The 17101-nt window shown below is 65.0% G+C and carries 19 protein-coding genes; 13 read left to right on the top strand and 6 right to left on the bottom strand.

The genetic code is table 11. The annotated features are described in order from the left end of the window. Positions 1-13: 13 nt before the first annotated feature. From NKI05_RS24500 to hrcA, 3 genes are all read right to left on the bottom strand, one after another. Positions 14-1363: a PQQ-dependent sugar dehydrogenase gene (locus NKI05_RS24500; RefSeq protein WP_023816144.1), complete on the bottom strand. Its 1350-nt coding sequence runs from the start codon at positions 1361-1363 to the stop codon at positions 14-16. A gap of 109 nt (positions 1364-1472) precedes the next feature. Next, positions 1473-1673, bottom strand: a complete 201-nt coding sequence (locus NKI05_RS24495) for a hypothetical protein (protein WP_023672050.1) — start codon at positions 1671-1673, stop codon at positions 1473-1475. Between the two features lie 36 nt (positions 1674-1709). Further along, entirely contained in the window at positions 1710-2795 is a 1086-nt protein-coding gene (hrcA, locus tag NKI05_RS24490) for a heat-inducible transcriptional repressor HrcA (RefSeq protein ID WP_023681233.1), read from the bottom strand. Positions 2796-2943: 148 nt separating this feature from the next. Between hrcA and rph the strand changes: the two genes are divergently transcribed. From rph to hemW, 4 genes are all read left to right on the top strand, one after another. Beyond that, positions 2944-3660, top strand: a complete 717-nt coding sequence (gene rph / locus NKI05_RS24485) for a ribonuclease PH (RefSeq protein ID WP_023672052.1) — start codon at positions 2944-2946, stop codon at positions 3658-3660. 190 nt (positions 3661-3850) lie between these two features. Then, positions 3851-4261, top strand: a complete 411-nt coding sequence (locus tag NKI05_RS24480; protein ID WP_023816143.1) for a VOC family protein — start codon at positions 3851-3853, stop codon at positions 4259-4261. Next, a complete protein-coding gene (gene rdgB, locus NKI05_RS24475) occupies positions 4261-4908 on the top strand; it encodes an RdgB/HAM1 family non-canonical purine NTP pyrophosphatase (RefSeq protein ID WP_023816142.1) in 648 nt (215 codons plus the stop codon). The genes NKI05_RS24480 and rdgB overlap by 1 nt, the downstream gene beginning before the upstream one ends. After that, complete coding sequence (gene hemW / locus NKI05_RS24470) at positions 4908-6065, top strand: radical SAM family heme chaperone HemW (protein WP_023816141.1); 1158 nt, start codon at positions 4908-4910, stop codon at positions 6063-6065. Before rdgB ends, hemW begins: the two co-directional genes overlap by 1 nt. 24 nt (positions 6066-6089) lie before the next feature. Here the strand turns inward: hemW and NKI05_RS24465 are convergent, their stop codons facing one another. Continuing rightward, positions 6090-6278: a hypothetical protein gene (locus tag NKI05_RS24465; protein ID WP_352462812.1), complete on the bottom strand. Its 189-nt coding sequence runs from the start codon at positions 6276-6278 to the stop codon at positions 6090-6092. Between the two features lie 7 nt (positions 6279-6285). Then, positions 6286-6471 (bottom strand): hypothetical protein, encoded by a 186-nt coding sequence (locus tag NKI05_RS24460; protein ID WP_023687558.1) that lies wholly within the window; start codon positions 6469-6471, stop codon positions 6286-6288. Between the two features lie 173 nt (positions 6472-6644). On the opposite strand from NKI05_RS24460, the gene rsmI reads away from it, so the two are divergent. Continuing rightward, positions 6645-7553 (top strand): 16S rRNA (cytidine(1402)-2'-O)-methyltransferase, encoded by a 909-nt coding sequence (gene rsmI / locus NKI05_RS24455; RefSeq protein ID WP_023816139.1) that lies wholly within the window; start codon positions 6645-6647, stop codon positions 7551-7553. Beyond that, entirely contained in the window at positions 7546-7923 is a 378-nt protein-coding gene (locus tag NKI05_RS24450; protein ID WP_023745884.1) for a YraN family protein, read from the top strand. Before rsmI ends, NKI05_RS24450 begins: the two co-directional genes overlap by 8 nt. A gap of 176 nt (positions 7924-8099) precedes the next feature. On the opposite strand, the gene NKI05_RS24445 is transcribed toward NKI05_RS24450, so the two are convergent. After that, positions 8100-8906 (bottom strand): undecaprenyl-diphosphate phosphatase, encoded by an 807-nt coding sequence (locus tag NKI05_RS24445; RefSeq protein ID WP_023745885.1) that lies wholly within the window; start codon positions 8904-8906, stop codon positions 8100-8102. A 169-nt stretch (positions 8907-9075) separates the two neighbouring features. On the opposite strand from NKI05_RS24445, the gene NKI05_RS24440 reads away from it, so the two are divergent. The 7 genes from NKI05_RS24440 to dapB all read left to right on the top strand — a co-directional run bounded on the left by NKI05_RS24440 (position 9076) and on the right by dapB (position 17087). Beyond that, positions 9076-9768: a glutathione S-transferase family protein gene (locus NKI05_RS24440; RefSeq protein ID WP_023672063.1), complete on the top strand. Its 693-nt coding sequence runs from the start codon at positions 9076-9078 to the stop codon at positions 9766-9768. Continuing rightward, a complete protein-coding gene (queG, locus tag NKI05_RS24435; protein ID WP_023816138.1) occupies positions 9749-10903 on the top strand; it encodes a tRNA epoxyqueuosine(34) reductase QueG in 1155 nt (384 codons plus the stop codon). The genes NKI05_RS24440 and queG overlap by 20 nt, the downstream gene beginning before the upstream one ends. Then, on the top strand, positions 10900-11829 hold the full coding sequence (locus NKI05_RS24430; protein WP_023710340.1) for an SDR family oxidoreductase: 930 nt from the start codon (positions 10900-10902) through the stop codon (positions 11827-11829). The genes queG and NKI05_RS24430 overlap by 4 nt, the downstream gene beginning before the upstream one ends. 46 nt (positions 11830-11875) lie before the next feature. Continuing rightward, positions 11876-12958, top strand: coding sequence for a penicillin-insensitive murein endopeptidase (mepA, locus tag NKI05_RS24425; RefSeq protein WP_460221917.1), 1083 nt, complete (start codon positions 11876-11878; stop codon positions 12956-12958). Positions 12959-13110: 152 nt separating this feature from the next. Beyond that, positions 13111-14130, top strand: a complete 1020-nt coding sequence (locus NKI05_RS24420; protein WP_023710339.1) for a glucokinase — start codon at positions 13111-13113, stop codon at positions 14128-14130. Between the two features lie 279 nt (positions 14131-14409). Next, positions 14410-16269, top strand: coding sequence for an ABC transporter ATP-binding protein (locus tag NKI05_RS24415; protein WP_023681221.1), 1860 nt, complete (start codon positions 14410-14412; stop codon positions 16267-16269). After that, complete coding sequence (gene dapB / locus NKI05_RS24410) at positions 16266-17087, top strand: 4-hydroxy-tetrahydrodipicolinate reductase (RefSeq protein ID WP_023747442.1); 822 nt, start codon at positions 16266-16268, stop codon at positions 17085-17087. Before NKI05_RS24415 ends, dapB begins: the two co-directional genes overlap by 4 nt. Positions 17088-17101: the final 14 nt, after the last annotated feature.

Raw genomic sequence — 17101 nt, 5'->3', positions numbered from 1 at the left:
GCTGTTCGCCGGCTCAGGATGGGCCATCGACATGGGTGATGCGCCAGATGGTGCCGTTGCCATCCTCGGTGACGATAAGCGCGCCGTCCCTGGCCACCGCGACGCCGACCGGCCGGCCCCAGACGGCGTCGTCGGAGAGGACGAAGCCGGTGATAAAATCCTGGTACTCGCCGGTCGGCTTGCCGTCGCTGAATCTCAGCCGCACCACCTTGTAGCCGGTCCTCATACCACGGTTCCAGGAGCCGTGCAGGGCGACGAAGGCGTCACCCTTGTACTCTGCCGGGAAATTGCCGCCGTCATAGAAGGCGATGTTGAGCGGCGCCGAATGCGCCTGCATCAGCACGTCGGGCACGGTGACCGAGCCGGCGAGGTCTGGGCGCGCGCCCTCGTGACGCGGGTCCTCGTTGGCGCCGATATAATACCAGGGCCAGCCATAGAAGGCGCCGTCCTTGACTGAGGTGGCATATTCGAACGGCACATCGTCGCCGAGACCGTCGCGCTCGTTGACGACACACCACAGCGCGCCGGTGGCCGGCTGCACGGTCATGCCCGAGCAATTGCGCAGGCCGGTAGCGAGGATGCGGCCATTCTTGCCGTCGGGGCCGAAGGCCAGCACGTCGGCACGGCCATCCTCGGAACCCCAGGTGGCGCCGAGTGGCTGTGATTTTGCCCAGGCGTCAAGGCCGCCCTTCGGTGCCTTCTGCATGCCCTCCGCGACGTTCGATCCGGAGCCGACCGAGAGATACAGCGTCTTCCCGTCCGGCGAGAAGGCGATATCGCGGGTCCAGTGGCCGCCGGTAGGGATGTCGGAGACAATCGTCTCCGGTTCGCCGGAGGCTTTAAGGTCGCCGTCGCGATAGGCGTAGCGGACCACGCTGTCGTTGTTGGCGACGTAGACCCATTGCGGCTTGTCGCCAGGCGGGTAGAAGGCGATGCCATAGGGCTGGTTGAGATTGTCGGCAAAAATGCCCTCTTCGGCCGGCTTCGCGCTACCCTTGGCCAGCCGATAGACGCGGATCTGGTTGGCGTCACTGTCGGCGACGAACAGGTCGCCGTTCGGCGCCACGCGCACGACCCGCGGATTGGAAATGCCGGAAGCAACCAGTTCGGCCGAAAACCCAGGCAGCAGGACGGGCTTCGCGCCCTCGGGCCGATCGCCAAGGCCGGCGCTGTTGGAGGCGGATCCGGTGATGTTGGGCTTTTGCAGATCATCCGGCTTGATCAGCCGGCGCACACCTGGCTTGTCGGCCGTCCAGTCGCCGAAAGCGTCTTTGCCGGTCAGCAGCGGTTGATCGGCCTCCTCGGCGAAGGCGCTGGTGGCCAGAAGCAGGGCAAGGCCTGCCAAGCCGGCAATCCGGATCATGCTGTTCTCCTCGAACTCGCGCCGGTCGGCGCGTCATGCACAAGGGAGATATTGTGCGGTCGCCGCAAAAGAGAAGCGTGCGCGCGCGCAGATTCGACGAGAGAACCGCTCAACTTTCCTCTTCGACGTCGAGATCGTCGTCGAGACGCTTTTCCAATGCGACGAGATCTTCCGGCAGCGGCAAGCCCATGGCGCGCATTTCGCGCAGTTTTTCGCGCAGCTGCTCCTGGATTTCGTGCTCGTCCTCCGGCTGGTTGACCATTTCTTCGAGCAGCATGCTGATCTGGGCCTTGAACGATTCAAGCGCCATTCTGCGCCCTCCTTTACGGTGATCCCGGCTTCGGAATTATCTTAACATCCGGGTAATCAATTGCGCAGTGTAGTCGACCATAGGCACGATGCGGGCATAATTCAGCCTGGTCGGGCCGATGACGCCGAGCGCGCCGACGACGCGGGCGTCCTTGTCGCGGTAAGGCGCCACGACCAGCGACGAGCCGGAGAGCGAGAACAGCTTGTTTTCCGAGCCGATGAAGATGCGCACGCCGGGGCCGTCCTCGGCGAGGTCGAGCAGCTGGATCAGCCCGTCCTGCGTCTCCAGATCCTCGAACAGATGGCGCAGCAATTCGATATCGGCCTGGGCGGTGACGTTTTCGAGCAAATTGGCGCGGCCGCGCACGATAAGGCGCGCCGGCAGGCCGCTGTCGGCGCCGGCCCACACCGCCAGGCCTTTCTCGACCAGGTCCTGCGACAACGTGTCCAGCGCTGCCCGGGTCTCGTCCTTGATACGGGCGATCTCGATGCGCGCCTCGGCGAGCGTGCGGCCCCTGATATGGGCGTTGAGGAAGTTGGAGGCCTCGTGCAGCTGCGAGACGGTGATGCCGGCCGGCAGGTCGACGACGCGGTTCTCGACATCGCCATTCTGCGACACCATCACCGCCAGCGCCTTGGTCGGCTCGAGTTGGATGAACTCGATGTGCTTCAGCGCCACCTCGTTCTTGGTGGCGAGCACCAGGCCGGCGCCGCGCGACATGCCCGACAGCATCTGGCTGGCCTCGGTCAGCATGTGTTCCAGCGTCGCGCCCGAGCCGGAGGCGCGCACCTGCGCCTCGATGACCCGGCGTTCCTCGTCGGAGAGATCGCCAAGCTCCATGAAGGCATCGACGAAGAAGCGCAGGCCGGTCTGGGTCGGCAGGCGCCCGGCCGAGATGTGCGGGGCATAGATCAGGCCGAGATGTTCGAGGTCGCTCATCACATTGCGGATGGTGGCCGGCGACAGCGACGACGGCAGGATGCGCGACAGGCTGCGCGATCCCACAGGCTCACCGTCCTTCAAATAGGATTCGACGATGCGCCTAAAAATGTCGCGCGAACGCATGTCGAGCGATTGCAGCGCGGGCGCCAGCAAACTGGGTTCGGTGACTGCCTTGGTCATTCGAGCCAAAAACCTCCGGCTCAAGGATATAGACTTCCATCGCCCCCGCGCAACCCGGCGTCTGTATGGGGGCCTTTTCCTTTGCGCCATGGGCTGCATGCGTCTACAAGCCGCCGACGCAACCATAAAAGAACAGAAAGAGGCCTCGATGCGCCCTTCCAAACGCCAAGCCGACGAAATGCGCGCCATCTCCTTCGAGCGCGGCGTCTCCAAACACGCCGAAGGCTCGTGCCTGGTGAAATTCGGCGACACGCATGTGTTGTGCACGGCGAGCCTGGAGGAAAAGGTGCCAGGCTGGATGCGCAATTCCGGCAAGGGCTGGGTGACGGCCGAATACGGCATGCTGCCGCGTTCGACCGGCGAGCGCATGCGCCGTGAAGCCTCGGCCGGCAAGCAAGGCGGCCGCACGCTCGAAATCCAGCGGCTGATCGGCCGCTCCTTGCGCGCCGTTGTCGACCTGCAGGCACTGGGCGAACAGCAGATCACCGTCGACTGCGACGTCATCCAGGCCGATGGCGGCACCCGCACGGCCTCGATCACCGGCGGCTGGGTGGCGCTCTACGATTGCCTGCGCTGGATGGAAGCGCGGCAGATGGCCAGTGTTGCCAAGGTGCTGAAGGACCATGTCGCGGCAATTTCCTGCGGCATCCATGACGGCCAGCCGGTCATCGACCTCGACTACATCGAGGATTCATCTGCCGGCACCGACGCCAATTTCGTCATGACCGGCAAGGGCGGCATCGTCGAGATCCAGGGCACCGCCGAGGGCGAGCCTTTCTCGGAAGGGCAGTTCGCGGAGCTGATGGGCCTTGCCAAGAAGGGCATTCAGCGGCTGGTGAGCTTGCAGCAGATGGCTGTGGCTTGATTGAATTTAACGTGATGACGTCGGCGATCCTTCACACCCCCCTCTGGCCTGCCGGCCATCTCCCCCGCAAGGGGGGAGATCAGAGGTCGCTACCGTTTTCGCCAACCATCAACGTTGAGACGCCGCCAGCGGAACTGCCAATCTCCCCCCTTGCGGGGGGGATGCCCGGCAGGGCAGAGGGGGGTGCCTGATGCAACCCTCCGCTATTCTTGAGTCAGCGCTTTACGTCACGGATCTCGCCGCTGCCGAAGCCTTCTACTCCAACGTCCTCGGCCTCCCTCTCCTCGGCAAGGTCGACGGCCGCCATCTCTTCTTCCGCTGCGGCCCGGGCGTGCTGCTCATCTTCAACGCCGAAGCCACCAAAATCCCGCCGGCGCCCGATACGCGGCTGAAAGTGCCGCCACATGGCGCGGTCGGCGAGGGCCATCTCTGCTTTGCCGCAAGTGCGGATGAACTCGCACAGTGGAAGCCGCAACTTGAGGCGAAAAACATCGCCATCGAAAGCGAATTCGAATGGCCGCAGGGCGGGCGCTCGATCTACATACGCGACCCCTCGGGCAATTCGATCGAATTCGCCGAGCCAAGGATCTGGGGCCTTTGATGCATTCTCTCGATGGAAAGAAGATCGTCGTTGCCAGCCACAATGAAGGCAAGCTGCGCGAATTCGCCGACTTGATGGGTCCGTTCGGCTTCGAGGCGAAGTCGGCCAAGGACTACGGCCTGCCGGAACCGGAGGAGACCGGCACCACCTTCGAGGAAAACGCCTACATCAAGGCCTTCGCCGCGGCTAAGGCGACCGGCCTGCCGGCGCTGTCGGACGATTCGGGCCTGTGCGTCGACGCGCTCGACGGCGCCCCCGGCGTCTACACCGCCAATTGGGCCGAAGCTCCCGACGGCAGCCGCGACTTCGGGATGGCCATGCAACGCACCGAAGTGGCCTTGCAGGAGGTCGGCGCCGCCGAGCCAGCGCAGCGCAAGGGGCGGTTCGTCGCCGTCATCTGTCTGGCCTTCCCCAATGGCGAGGCTGAATATTATCGCGGCGAAGCTGAGGGAACGCTGGTGTGGCCGCCGCGCGGCGAACTCGGCTTCGGCTACGACCCGGTGTTTTTGCCGGACGGTTTCGAAAAGACGTTCGGCGAGATGAGCGCTGAGGAAAAACACGGCTGGAAGCCCGGCCAGCCGACGGCGCTGTCGCACCGCGCCCGCGCCTTCCAGAAATTCGCCCGCGCCAGGTTAGGCTCAGCTTAATGTCGCTGGACCGCAGCCCGGGCTTCGGCGTCTACATCCATTGGCCGTTCTGCGCGGCCAAATGCCCGTATTGCGACTTCAACAGCCATGTCCGTCACCAGCCGGTCGACCAGGAGCGCTTTGCCCGCGCCTTCGAGACCGAGCTGAAGACCATGAGCGAGCGGACCGGGCCGCGCGAAGTGACCAGCATCTTTCTCGGCGGCGGCACACCGTCGCTGATGCAGCCGCAGACGGTGGCGGCGGTGCTGGACGCCGTGGCGAAGAATTGGACGGTGCCCGACGGCATCGAGGTGACGCTGGAAGCCAATCCATCTTCGGTAGAGGCCGAGCGCTTTCGCGGCTACCGCGCCGCCGGCGTCAACCGCGTGTCGCTCGGCGTGCAGGCGCTGAACGACAAGGATCTGCGCTTCCTCGGCCGGCTGCACAATGTCGAGGAGGCGCTGCATGCAATTGGCCTGGCACGGGACATATTCCCAAGACTCTCCTTCGACCTGATCTACGCCCGCCCCGGCCAGACGCTGGACGACTGGCAGGCGGAGCTCGAACAGGCGATCGGCCATGCCGCCGACCATCTGTCGCTCTACCAGCTGACCATCGAGGAAGGCACGCCGTTCCATGCCCTTCATGCGGCGAAGAAATTCATCATCCCCGATAATGACCGGGCCGCCGATCTCTATGCGCTGACTCAGGAGGTCACCGCGGCGCATGGCCTGCCGGCCTATGAGATTTCCAACCACGCCAGGCCGGGCGCCGAGAGCCGGCACAATCTGACCTATTGGCGCTATGGCGAATATGTCGGCGTCGGACCGGGCGCGCATGGCCGCTTTATCGAGAACGGCCACCGCACCGTGACGATCGCCGAGCGGATGCCGGAGACCTGGGCCAATCTGGTGGAGGCCAGGGGCCATGGCGTCACCGGCGGCGAGATCCTGACGCGCTCCGAAGAGGCCGACGAGTTCCTGCTGATGGGGCTGAGGTTGGCCGAAGGCATCGACCTTTCCCGCTACGAGGCGTTTTCCGGGCGCGGCCTGTCGAGCGCCCGGCTGACCGTGCTGCAGGATGAGGGGCTGGTGGCGCCGATCGGCAATGCCAGGCTACGCGCCACGCCAGCCGGCATGATCGTGCTCGATGCCGTGGTGGCGGATTTGGCGCGATAACGCCTTTGAAAAACGTGCTCTTCGTCAAGCGTCGTGCTTGAAGCGGCGCTTGCCGCGGTGTTTCTCGGCATGCGCCTCTCCGTTTCGGGCCGGCTTGGCGTCGCTCTTGTCCCGGCGGACGCTGTTCTGGTCGTTCATCGGATGCGGCGGCGCGCCTTCGCGGGCGCTCTTCGTTTCAAGACGGGTGATGAAGATATCGAAACGATTGGGCATCGTACGGTCAGTGCTCCGTCGTGCTGTCCGGTTTGTTGTCCGAAAGCCTGACATTCGTCGGCAAGGCGGTGGCCGCCCGACTGGCCAGGCCGGTGTCGCTTTCGGCGAGCGCACGCTTGCCCTTTCGCGCAGTGAAGCGCTTGCGCTCGGCATAATAGGGCTCGAAAACGTCCTGCAATTCCAGGCTGTCCATCCTGTCCTCCTCCTCAAGAGACTCAGGTATTCAATCCGCCAGCCACGCTTTCGTTCCCCACTGTGGCAAAGACATGGCCGCCGGGTTACATCGGCGTCAGGTTTGGCTCGATGTTCGGGAGTTTTGCAACCCGGCGCGCGCCGTGCCAAACAGGGCGAAATGGAGAGACCCCGGTGACCGGCGAGAAGCGCAGCTATGTGATCGGGCAGACCGAGATCGCGGTCCGGTCGCTGGCGCCGGCGCTGTATCTGGTGGCGACGCCGATCGGCAACCTCTCCGACATCACGCTGCGCGCGCTGGAGACGCTCGCCGCCGCCGACATCGTCGCCTGCGAGGACACTCGCGTCTCGCGCGTGTTGCTCGATCGCTACGGCATCCGGCGGCGCACCACCGCTTATCACGAGCACAACGCCGGCGAGGCCGGGCCGAAGCTGATCGCGGCACTCGAGGCCGGGCAGAGCGTGGCGCTGATTTCGGATGCCGGCACGCCGCTGATCTCCGACCCAGGCTACCGGCTGGTCGGCGAAGCGCTGGAGCGCGGCCTGCGCGTGGTGCCGATCCCCGGCCCATCGGCGCCGCTGGCGGCGCTGACGGCGTCGGGCCTGCCGTCCGACGCCTTCCTGTTTGCCGGGTTTCTGCCGGTGAAATCAGGGCAGCGGATGACAAAGCTGGAAACGTTCAGGGCGGTGCCGGCAACGCTGATCTTCTTCGAGTCGCCACGCCGGCTGGCCGAAACGCTGGTCGCCATGGTCGAGGCGTTGGGCGGCGCGCGCAAGGCCGCCATCGGCCGCGAGCTGACCAAGACTTTCGAAGAGATGCGGACGGGAACGCTGCAGGCGCTGGCCGATTATTATGCGGCGGCCGATACGCCGAAGGGCGAAATCGTCATCTGCGTCGGGCCCGCCGAGATCAAGGCCGACCAACCCGCCGACATCGACAGGCTGCTGCTGTCGCTGGCCGCCGAAATGCCGGCGTCCAAGGCGGCGGCGGAAGCGGCGAAGATGACAGGCGGGCAGAAGCAGTCGCTCTACCGCCGGCTGCTGGAACTCAGGGATGCGGTTGGAGAAGGCGAAGGTGGCTGAGCGCCCGGCCGCCAGCCGCCAAAAAGCCTATCGGCGCGGCCATCGCGGCGAGTGGCTGGCGGCGGCGGCGCTGATGCTGAAAGGTTATCGCATCCTCGCCCGCCGGCATCGCACCCGCTTCGGCGAGATCGACCTGATCGCCAGGCGCGGCGACCTGGTGCTGTTCGTCGAGGTCAAGGCGCGGCGCACGCTGATGGAAGCGATGGAGGCGATTGGCCACGAATCGGAGCGCCGCATCGAGGGCGCGGCCGACATCTGGCTGTCGCGCCAACCGGATTATGGCAGATTGTCGATGCGCTTCGACATGATCGCGGTGCTGCCCTGGCGCTGGCCTGTGCATGTCGAGAACGCGTTTTATGGGAGGAGTTAGCGGCCTTTACCCTCCCCCTTGTGGGGAGGGTCGGTGAGCAAGCGACGCGTCGTTGGCGAAACGGGGCGGGGGTGTGGCGCCGACCCCCACCCCGATCCGCTTTGCGGATCGACTGACCGGGGCGAGCCGCCTGTCTCGCCCGTCCTTCGGACCCCCACAAGGGGGGAGGGTAAAGCTCACCCCCAGATCATCAGCGCCACCAACCCCACAGTGCCCACCACCAGGCGCCACCAGCCGAAGAGCGAGTAGCCGTTGCGCGAGACGTAATCGAGCAGGAAGCGCACGACGATCAGCGCGGTAACGAAGGCGGCGACGAAGCCGATGGCGATGATCGGCAGATCGGCGCTGCTCAGCACGTTGCGGTTCTTGAACAGATCGAAGGCGAAGGCGCCGACCATGGTCGGTATGGCGAGGAAGAAGGAGAATTCCGCCGCCGCGCGCTTGTCGACGCCCAGCAGCAGCGCGCCGACGATGGTCGAACCGGAGCGCGACGTCCCGGGGATCAGCGACAGGCACTGGAACAGGCCGATTTGCAAATAAAGCCTTGTCGGGAAGCGCTCGACGTCGCGGTAGACCGGCTGCAGCTTCATGCGGTCGACGACCAGCAGCACGACGCCGCCGATGATCAGCATGATGCAGATCAGCCTTGGCGATTCGAACAGCACCGTCTTGATGAAATCATGCGCCAGCGCGCCGATGATGGCGGCCGGCAGGAAGGCAATCAGGATGCCGATGACGAAATGCCGCGTCAGCCGATCATGCGGCAGGTCGAGCAGCATCTGCCACAGACGGCGGAAATAGACGCTGAGGATCGCCAGGATGGCGCCGAGCTGGATCAGGATCTCGAACGCCTTGCCGGTGGAATGGAAGCCGAGGAAATGGCCGGCGAGCAGGATATGGCCGGTCGAGGAGACCGGGATGAACTCGGTCAGCCCCTCCAGCAGGCCGAGCAGCAGGGCTTCGACGATGGTGTGGCTATCCATGGCAACCTCGGCATTCAAGGGACGGAAGGAAACGGCTGGCAAAAGGGCTTGCTTGTCACGGCGCGGAAGTCCCCCTATAGGTCGCAGCACCGTGACGGCCGCATGACGGGCCGCCAAGACTTACCGGTGCGGACGGCGATTCGCCAGTGCGCCTTAATATCGCGGAATCATGCTGACGCTTTTCCATCACCCGATGTTCGCCACCTGCCGCTTCGTGCGCCTCGCCTTCGGCGAATATGGCGAGGAGCTGGCGCTGATCGAGGAAAAACCGTGGACGCGGCGCAAGGAGTTTTTGGCGCTGAACCCCGCCGGCACCTTGCCTATCCTGCTGGCCGAAGGCGACGTGCCGATCGTCGGCGCCATGGTGATCGCTGAATATCTCGACGAAACACGTGGTGTCCTGAAGCGCGACAAGCGCCTGTTTGCGGAAGACCCGATGCAGCGCGCCGAAATCCGCCGCCTGACCGACTGGTATCTCAACAAGGCCGAGAGCGAAGTGACCCGGCATCTGGTGCGCGAGCGCGTGCTGAAGCCGGTGATGCCGGAAACGGCGGGCGGCGGTTCCCCCGATTCGGCGGCGATCCGCGCGGCGCGCGCCAACATTCGCCAGCACATGAAGTACACCAACTGGCTGGCCGGCACCCGTCATTGGCTGGCCGGCAGCAAGGTCACCTATGCCGACCTGGCGGCAGCGGCGACGCTGTCGGTGCTGGATTATCTCGGCGAGATCGATTGGCGCGAGCATGCCGCGGCGCGCGAATGGTACACGCGGGTGAAATCGCGGCCGTCGTTCCGGCCGCTGCTCTCCGACCGGGTTCGCGGCCTGTCGCCGGTTTCGCATTATGCGGACCTCGACTTCTAGAAGCCAAACCCTGCGCGCGCTGATCGACGCCGAGGCGCGGCGCGCCGGCTTCGATGCGGTTGCCGTCACCACGCCTGACGCGATCCCGCTGGCGCCGGCCAGATTGGCAGAATTCGTCGCCGATGGTTTTCACGGTTCGATGGCTTGGATTGCGGAGACGCTCCAACGCCGCAGCGAGCCTTCGACGCTGTGGCCCGAGGTGCGCTCGATCATCGTGCTGGCAATGAATTACGGCCCCGACCACGATCCGCGTGCGCTGCAGGCAAGGCGCGATCGCGGCGCGATCTCGGTCTATGCGCAAAACCGCGACTATCACGAAGTGATGAAGGGCCGGCTGAAGGAGATCGCCGGCAAGATCGTCGCGCGGGCCGGCGGCGACGTGAAGGTTTTCGTCGATACGGCCCCGGTTATGGAAAAGCCGCTGGCTGAGGCCGCCGGGCTCGGCTGGCAAGGCAAGCACACCAATCTGGTCAGCCGCGAGCACGGCTCCTGGCTGTTTCTCGGCACCATCTTCACCACGGCGGAGCTCACGCCAGATGCGACCGACGTAGACCATTGCGGTTCCTGCCGCGCCTGCCTCGACGCCTGCCCGACCGATGCCTTTCCGGCGCCCTACCGGCTCGATGCCAGGCGCTGCATCTCCTACCTGACCATCGAGAACAAGGGGCCGATCCCGCAAGAATTCCGCGAAAAGATCGGCAACCGCATCTATGGCTGCGACGATTGCCTTGCCGCCTGCCCGTGGAACAAGTTTGCCCGCGCCGCTTCGGAAGCCAAGCTTGCTGCCCGCGACGAACTGCGCGAGCCGCCGCTGGGCGAGCTGTTGCAGCTAGACGACACGGCGTTCCGGACCTTTTTCTCCGGCTCGCCGATCAAGCGCATCGGCCGCGACCGCTTTGTCCGCAATGTGCTGGTTGCCGCCGGCAATTCCGGCGATGTTTCGCTGGCCGGCCCGGTGCGCGATCTGCTTGGCGATGCCTCGCCGCTGGTGCGCGGCGCGGCGATCTGGGCGCTGTCGCGGCTGGTGCCGGCCGCCGAATTCAACAGGCAGGCGGCGATCTACTCGAACACTGAAACCGACACGACAGTGCGGGGCGAATGGCTGTCCGTATTGCCAATTGAGGCGCACGCATGAGCGAAAAACAGGTTTTTATCTTCGGCGCCGGCTATTCGGGCAAAGCCTTTGCACGGGCCAATGCGGAGGCGATTACGATCTTCGGCACCACGCGCTCGGCCGAGAAATTCGAGGCATTGCGTCAGGCCGGCATCGCGCCGCTGCTGTTTCACGGCGCCCTGACACCTGAAATCGGCGAAACGCTGGAGACCACCACCCATCTTGTCATCTCCGTAGCCCCGGAGGAGGCCGGCGACCCTGTGCTTCTCGCCGCGCGCAAGGCGATCGAGGCGATGCCGGCGCTTCGCTGGATCGGCTATCTCTCGACCGTCGGCGTCTATGGCAATTATGACGGTGCCTGGGTCGATGAAACGGCCGAATGCCGGCCGGTGTCGAAACGCTCGTCGATGCGAGTGGCGGCCGAGCGGGGCTGGCTGCAGCTTGGACTCGAGACCGGCAAGCCGGTGGCCATCCTGCGGCTTTCCGGCATTTACGGGCCGGGTCGCAACGCGCTGGTCAATCTGGAAAACGGCACGGCCAGGCGGCTGGTCAAGCCCGACCAGGTGTTCAACCGCATCCATTGCGACGACATCGCCGGCGCGCTCTGGCACCTCATCGGTGGCAATAGAGGCGGCATTTTCAACATCACCGATGACGAGCCGGCGCCGCCGCAGGATGTCGTCACCTATGCCGCTTCGCTGATGGGCGTCGAGCCGCCGCCGGAGATTCCTTTCGAGACCGCCCAACTTTCGCCCATGGCGCGGTCCTTCTATGGCGAGAACAAGCGCGTCGCCAACGCCGCGATCAAGGCAGCGGGCTACCGGTTCCGCTATCCGGACTACCGCCAGGCGTTCGATCGGATGTGGGCCGACGGCAGCTGGCGCGACGGCGAGCCGCGCAGCCCGATGAAGGTAGATAATCGAAACGCGAGCCCGAGGGTGATATGATTCGTTTGTGTTGCGGACTTTTGCAGTGGGGTTCATGACGATTTCGATGCGATCCTTGACCGGCAGACGGCCGTTCCTGACGGCGGCGCTGGCGATCGTGGCGCTGGCCGGGCTGGTGGCGGGCGCAATCACGGCCGAGCCACGGGCAAAAGACCTGTTCGGCGCCAAGAAGCTGCCGGCGGTGGCTGCGGCGCAATCCTTCGGCTTCTATTCAAAGGGCTGCTTCACTGGCGGCGTCGCCATTCCGATGGACGGCCAGAACTGGGAGGTGATGCGTCCCTCGCGCAACCGGCGCTGGGGTCATCCAACGATGATTGCGCTGATCGAGAAACTGTCGCGCGATGCCGCCGCCGACGGCTGGCCGGGGCTTCTGATCGGCGACATTTCGCAGCCGCGCGGCGGGCCGATGCTGACCGGGCACGCCTCGCACCAGATCGGCCTCGACGCCGACATCTGGCTGACGCCAATGCCCGACCGCAAGCTCACCACCCAGGAGCGCGAAAACATCAGCGCCACGCTGATGGTCGACGACAAGACGCATCTGGTGAAGGACAGGCTGTGGAAGCCGATGCATACCAAGCTGTTGAAGCGCGCGGCGAGCTATCCGGAAGTCGAGCGCATCCTGGTCAATCCTGGGATCAAGAAGAAGCTGTGCGACACCGTCACCGGCGACCGTACCTGGCTGAGAAAAATCCGGCCGTTCTGGGGCCATGACTATCATTTCCACATCCGCATCGGCTGCCAGCCGGGTTCGCCCAACTGCAAGGGACAGGAAGCGACGCCCGACGATGACGGCTGCGGCAAGCCGCTGGCCTGGTGGTTTACCGAGGAGCCGTGGCGCCCCAACAAGAACCCGGATGCGCCCAAGGCGCGCGACCTGATGACGATGGCGAACCTGCCGAAACAATGCCAGTTCGTGCTTGACCAGCCCGACGCGGACTCGGCCGAAGCCGTCACCTATCGCGGCGGCGGCGTGCCGATCGCCGCCAGGGCGCCGGAACCCGACGCGCCTCCGCCTATTGCGGGCAATGCGGGCGGCTTGCCAAACGCAGCCAACGCCTTCACCGCCACGCCGGAGATCGGCATTCCCCTGCCAAGGCGACGGCCGCCGGCAAACGTCGGACAGTGATGGCGAACTGACGCTTTCCCTTTCCGGGGCCATGCGCTAGTCAATCGATTGAACACCGGGCGATTGAACACCGGGCGATTGAAAAACCGGGCGATTGAAAACCGGGCGATTGAAACGGTCGCAACGGCGCCGCAAAGGGGACGAGCAAGAGCATGTCAGGCGACGACGACACCGCGTTGCGGTTTCCAGTGCTGATCGGCGACATCGGCGGCACCAATGCGCGCTTTTCGATCGTGCTCGACGCAAATTCGGAAGCCGGTGAGCCGCATATCGTGCAAACCGCCAATTTCGCCACCATAGACGAGGCGATCCAGGCGGCGGTGCTCGACCGGTCGTCCATCCGGCCGAATTCGGCAGTGCTGGCCATCGCCGGACCAGTCGATGGCGACGAGATCCCGCTTACCAATTGTCCCTGGGTGGTGAAGCCGAAGCAGATGTTTGCCAATCTGGGCCTGGGCGACATCGTCGTGCTCAACGATTTCGAGGCGCAGGCGCTGGCCGTCGTGGCGCTCGGCGAAGAGCACATGGAAAAGATCGGCGGCGGCACGCCGGAGGAGAATGCCGGGCGTGTCGTGCTCGGTCCCGGCACCGGCCTCGGCGTCGCTGGGTTGGTTCATGCCCTCCACCACTGGATACCGGTGCCTGGCGAAGGCGGCCACATGGATATCGGTCCGCGGACGCCGCGCGATTTCGAGGTGTTCCCGCATATCGAAAAGCTGGACGGCCGCATTTCGGGCGAGCAGATCCTGTGCGGGCGCGGTCTGGTCAATGTCTACCGGGCGGTCGCCAAGGCCGACGGCAAGCCGGCGCCGTTCACCACGCCGGCCGAAATCACCGGGGCGGCCCTGGCCAAGACCGATGCGGTCGCCGAGGAAGCGCTGGCGCTGTTCGTCACCTGCCTCGGCCGCACCGCCGGCGACCTCGCGCTGGTGTTCATGAGCCGCGGCGGCGTGTTCTTGACCGGCGGCATCGCGCAAAAGATCGTGCCCGCGCTGAAGGAAGGCAATTTCCGCGCCGCCTTCGAGGACAAGGCGCCGCACAGCGCGCTGATGGCCTCGATGCCGGTCTATGTCATCACCCACCCGCTGGCGGCACTTCTGGGCCTTGCCGCCTATGCCCGCAACCCTTCGCTGTTCGGCGTCCAGACCGCGGGGCGGCGCTGGCGGGCATGATCCATTTCGTCCCGAAAACGGGTATTTTCTTGGAAATGGCTGCCGCTTTCGTGACCCCAACCTCGGGCCGCGACGAAGTTTCGCCATAGGCAAGCCGTAGCCGGGGCGCTAAGAGGGGCCGAATTCCAGCCTGGCATCCCTAGGGCCTGATGATTTCGGATCGAATCGACCTGAAATCTGAATCCGGCTCTAAATCAAAGAGATAGAGCATGATGTCGTCCGAAAACCGCTTCACACTTTTCGGCATCATGCTCTAGCAAACCACGAAGCGCCCGCGATTTGACCGCTCAAAGTCCACTCAAACTGAAAGTCCAGCCAGCTGAGGTCACTGCGGTGCTGCGCCGCATCCTGGCCGAAAACGGCAGTGAATATCGCTGGACCTATGTCGTTGCCGTCGGCTGCCTGCTGATTGTTTCCGCCACCACCGCCTTCACGGCGTGGATCATGGCCCCGATGATCAACGAGATCTTCTACGAACGACGCGGCGACATGATCGTCTGGATCTGCGCCGGGTTCATGGCCGCCTCCGTACTGCGCGGCTTCGCCGGTTACGGCCAGGCGGTCGCGTTGGCCAAGATCGGCAACAATCTGGTCGCCCGCTACCAGAAGCGCAGCTTCGACCACCTGATGAAGCTCGGCGTCGACTTCTTCAACGATACGCGTTCCGGTCGGCTGGCGGCACAGGTCAACGAGAATGTCGGCGGCGTTCGCGATCTGCTGTCGCTGACGCTGACCTCCATCAGCCGCGACGCGGTCTCGCTGATCGCCCTCGTCGGCGTCATGATCTACCAGGATCCGGTGTTGTCGCTCAGCTCGCTGCTGATCGGGCCGCCGCTGATCTGGGCCGTCGTCTACATCACCCGCCGATTGCGGCGCATCAACCGGGAATCGGTGCTGATCAACTCGCGGCTGAACGGGTCCGTACAGGAGGCCACGCAAGGCATCGCCATCGTCAAGGCCTTCACCCTGGAAGCCGAGCTGGCGCGCCGGATCGGCATCATGGCCGATACGGCCGAGCAGCGTAACAACAAGATCGCCCGGGTCGCGGAGCGGCTGTCGCCGATTTCCGAGATTTTGGGCGGTCTCGCCATTACCTCCGTCCTTGCCTATTCCGGCTACCGGGCGCTGGTGCTCGGACAACCACCAGGCGCTGTGTTTTCCTTCATCACCGCGCTGATCATGGCCTACGATCCGGCACGGCGCCTGGCTCGTACGCAGGTCGGTATGGAACGTGCCCTGGTCAACGCCCGGATGATTTACGAGCTGCTCGACCTGGAGCCTAAACAGGGCGATGCGCCCGACGCGGTCGAAGCCAGGATCACCACCGGCGAGGTTCGCTTCGACAATGTGACGTTCGGCTACAGCGCCGACATGCCGGTGATCAGGAACCTGAGTTTCACCGCCGCGGCCGGCAAGGTTACGGCGGTGGTCGGGGCCTCGGGTGCCGGCAAGACGACGCTCGTGGCGCTGCTGCAGCGCTTCTACGATGTCGACAAGGGTTCGATCGAGATCGATGGCCAGGACATTTCCAAAGTCACCAAGCACTCGCTGCGCGGCTCGATCGCCTATGTCTCGCAGGCGCCCTATCTGTTCGAAGGCAGCATACGCGACAACATCCGTTTTGGCCGACTTTCGGCGACCGACGCCGAGATCGAGCGGGCGGCGGTGCTGGCGGCGGCCGACGAGTTCATCCGTCAGCAGCCGCAGGGCTACGACACGCCCGTCGGCGAGGGCGGCTCGACCCTTTCCGGCGGCCAGCGCCAGCGCGTCTCGATTGCGCGGGCGATCGTGCGCAACGCGCCGATCCTTTTGCTCGACGAAGCGACCTCGGCGCTCGACAACGAGGCCGAGGCGCGCGTCCAGGAGGCCCTGACCCACGTGATGGAAGGGCGCACCACCATCGTGATAGCGCATCGCCTGTCGACGGTCGTCAACGCCGACCACATTATCGTGCTTGAAGAGGGGCGCCTGGTCGAGGAAGGCACCCATGCCGCACTGATGGCCGATCCAAACAGTGTCTACGCCCGCTTCCACCGCATTCAAGGCAAGAACGGACTGGGGCTTGTCGACGACTCGAAGCCCGTCCAAACTCCGGTCCGGCGCAGCCGCGCCAAGAAGGCGGTGGGGAGAACAGCATGAGCGAATCCAGCGAAATGGGCCTGGTGGTGGTGGGGGCGGCCGGCCGCATGGGCCAGACGCTGATCCGCGCCATCCATTCGATCCCCGGCGCCCGCGTCGTCGGCGCGGTCGAACGAACCGGATCGCCCTATCTCGGCAGGGATGCGGGCGAGCTTGCCGGCATCGGCATCATCAATGTGACGATCGGCGACGATCCGCTGCCGGTGTTCGCCAAGGCCGACGGCGTGCTCGATTTCACCATGCCGGCAGCCACCGTCGAATTCGCAGGCTATGCCGCGCAGGCACGCATTGCCCATGTCATCGGCACCACCGGCTGCTCGGCGGAAGACGACGCCAGGATCGAGGCCGCGGCGCGCCACGCGACGATCGTCAAATCCGGCAATATGAGCCTCGGCGTCAATCTTCTGGCGGTGCTGGTCGGGCAGGCCGCGCGCGCGCTCGGTCCAGAGGATTTCGACATCGAGATCCTCGAAATGCATCACAAGCACAAGGTCGACGCGCCCTCGGGCACCGCCTTGCTGCTCGGCGAAGCGGCGGCGGCGGGACGCGGCATTTCCCTTGCCGGCAACGATGTGCGGTCACGCGACGGCCATACCGGCGTGCGCAAGCCAGGAACGATCGGCTTTGCCAGCTTGCGCGGTGGCTCGGTGGTCGGCGACCACAGCGTCATCCTGGCCGGGACCGGCGAGCGCATCACGCTGTCGCACCATGCCGAGGACCGCGCCATCTTTGCCCGCGGCGCGGTCAAGGCCGCGCTCTGGGCGCGCGGTAAAAAGCCCGGACTTTATTCCATGCGGGACGTGCTCGGCTTGAGCTAAACCATCCATAATTT

This window comes from Mesorhizobium sp. M0771 (genome assembly GCF_040320155.1).
Taxonomy (GTDB): Bacteria; Pseudomonadota; Alphaproteobacteria; order Rhizobiales; family Rhizobiaceae; genus Mesorhizobium.
This window is presented reverse-complemented; position numbering and strand designations above follow the sequence as displayed.

What these genes read in the sequence shown, in the direction of transcription:
- NKI05_RS24500 (WP_023816144.1), bottom strand. Translation starts at nt 1,363, where the DNA reads ATGATCCGGATTGCCGGCTTGGCAGGCCTTGCCCTGCTTCTGGCCACC.
- NKI05_RS24495 (WP_023672050.1), bottom strand. Translation starts at nt 1,673, where the DNA reads ATGGCGCTTGAATCGTTCAAGGCCCAGATCAGCATGCTGCTCGAAGAA.
- hrcA (WP_023681233.1), bottom strand. Translation starts at nt 2,795, where the DNA reads ATGACCAAGGCAGTCACCGAACCCAGTTTGCTGGCGCCCGCGCTGCAA.
- rph (WP_023672052.1), top strand. Translation starts at nt 2,944, where the DNA reads ATGCGCCCTTCCAAACGCCAAGCCGACGAAATGCGCGCCATCTCCTTC.
- NKI05_RS24480 (WP_023816143.1), top strand. Translation starts at nt 3,851, where the DNA reads ATGCAACCCTCCGCTATTCTTGAGTCAGCGCTTTACGTCACGGATCTC.
- rdgB (WP_023816142.1), top strand. Translation starts at nt 4,261, where the DNA reads ATGCATTCTCTCGATGGAAAGAAGATCGTCGTTGCCAGCCACAATGAA.
- hemW (WP_023816141.1), top strand. Translation starts at nt 4,908, where the DNA reads ATGTCGCTGGACCGCAGCCCGGGCTTCGGCGTCTACATCCATTGGCCG.
- NKI05_RS24465 (WP_352462812.1), bottom strand. Translation starts at nt 6,278, where the DNA reads ATGCCCAATCGTTTCGATATCTTCATCACCCGTCTTGAAACGAAGAGC.
- NKI05_RS24460 (WP_023687558.1), bottom strand. Translation starts at nt 6,471, where the DNA reads ATGGACAGCCTGGAATTGCAGGACGTTTTCGAGCCCTATTATGCCGAG.
- NKI05_RS24445 (WP_023745885.1), bottom strand. Translation starts at nt 8,906, where the DNA reads ATGGATAGCCACACCATCGTCGAAGCCCTGCTGCTCGGCCTGCTGGAG.
- NKI05_RS24440 (WP_023672063.1), top strand. Translation starts at nt 9,076, where the DNA reads ATGCTGACGCTTTTCCATCACCCGATGTTCGCCACCTGCCGCTTCGTG.
- queG (WP_023816138.1), top strand. Translation starts at nt 9,749, where the DNA reads ATGCGGACCTCGACTTCTAGAAGCCAAACCCTGCGCGCGCTGATCGAC.
- NKI05_RS24430 (WP_023710340.1), top strand. Translation starts at nt 10,900, where the DNA reads ATGAGCGAAAAACAGGTTTTTATCTTCGGCGCCGGCTATTCGGGCAAA.
- mepA (WP_460221917.1), top strand. Translation starts at nt 11,876, where the DNA reads ATGCGATCCTTGACCGGCAGACGGCCGTTCCTGACGGCGGCGCTGGCG.
- NKI05_RS24420 (WP_023710339.1), top strand. Translation starts at nt 13,111, where the DNA reads ATGTCAGGCGACGACGACACCGCGTTGCGGTTTCCAGTGCTGATCGGC.
- dapB (WP_023747442.1), top strand. Translation starts at nt 16,266, where the DNA reads ATGAGCGAATCCAGCGAAATGGGCCTGGTGGTGGTGGGGGCGGCCGGC.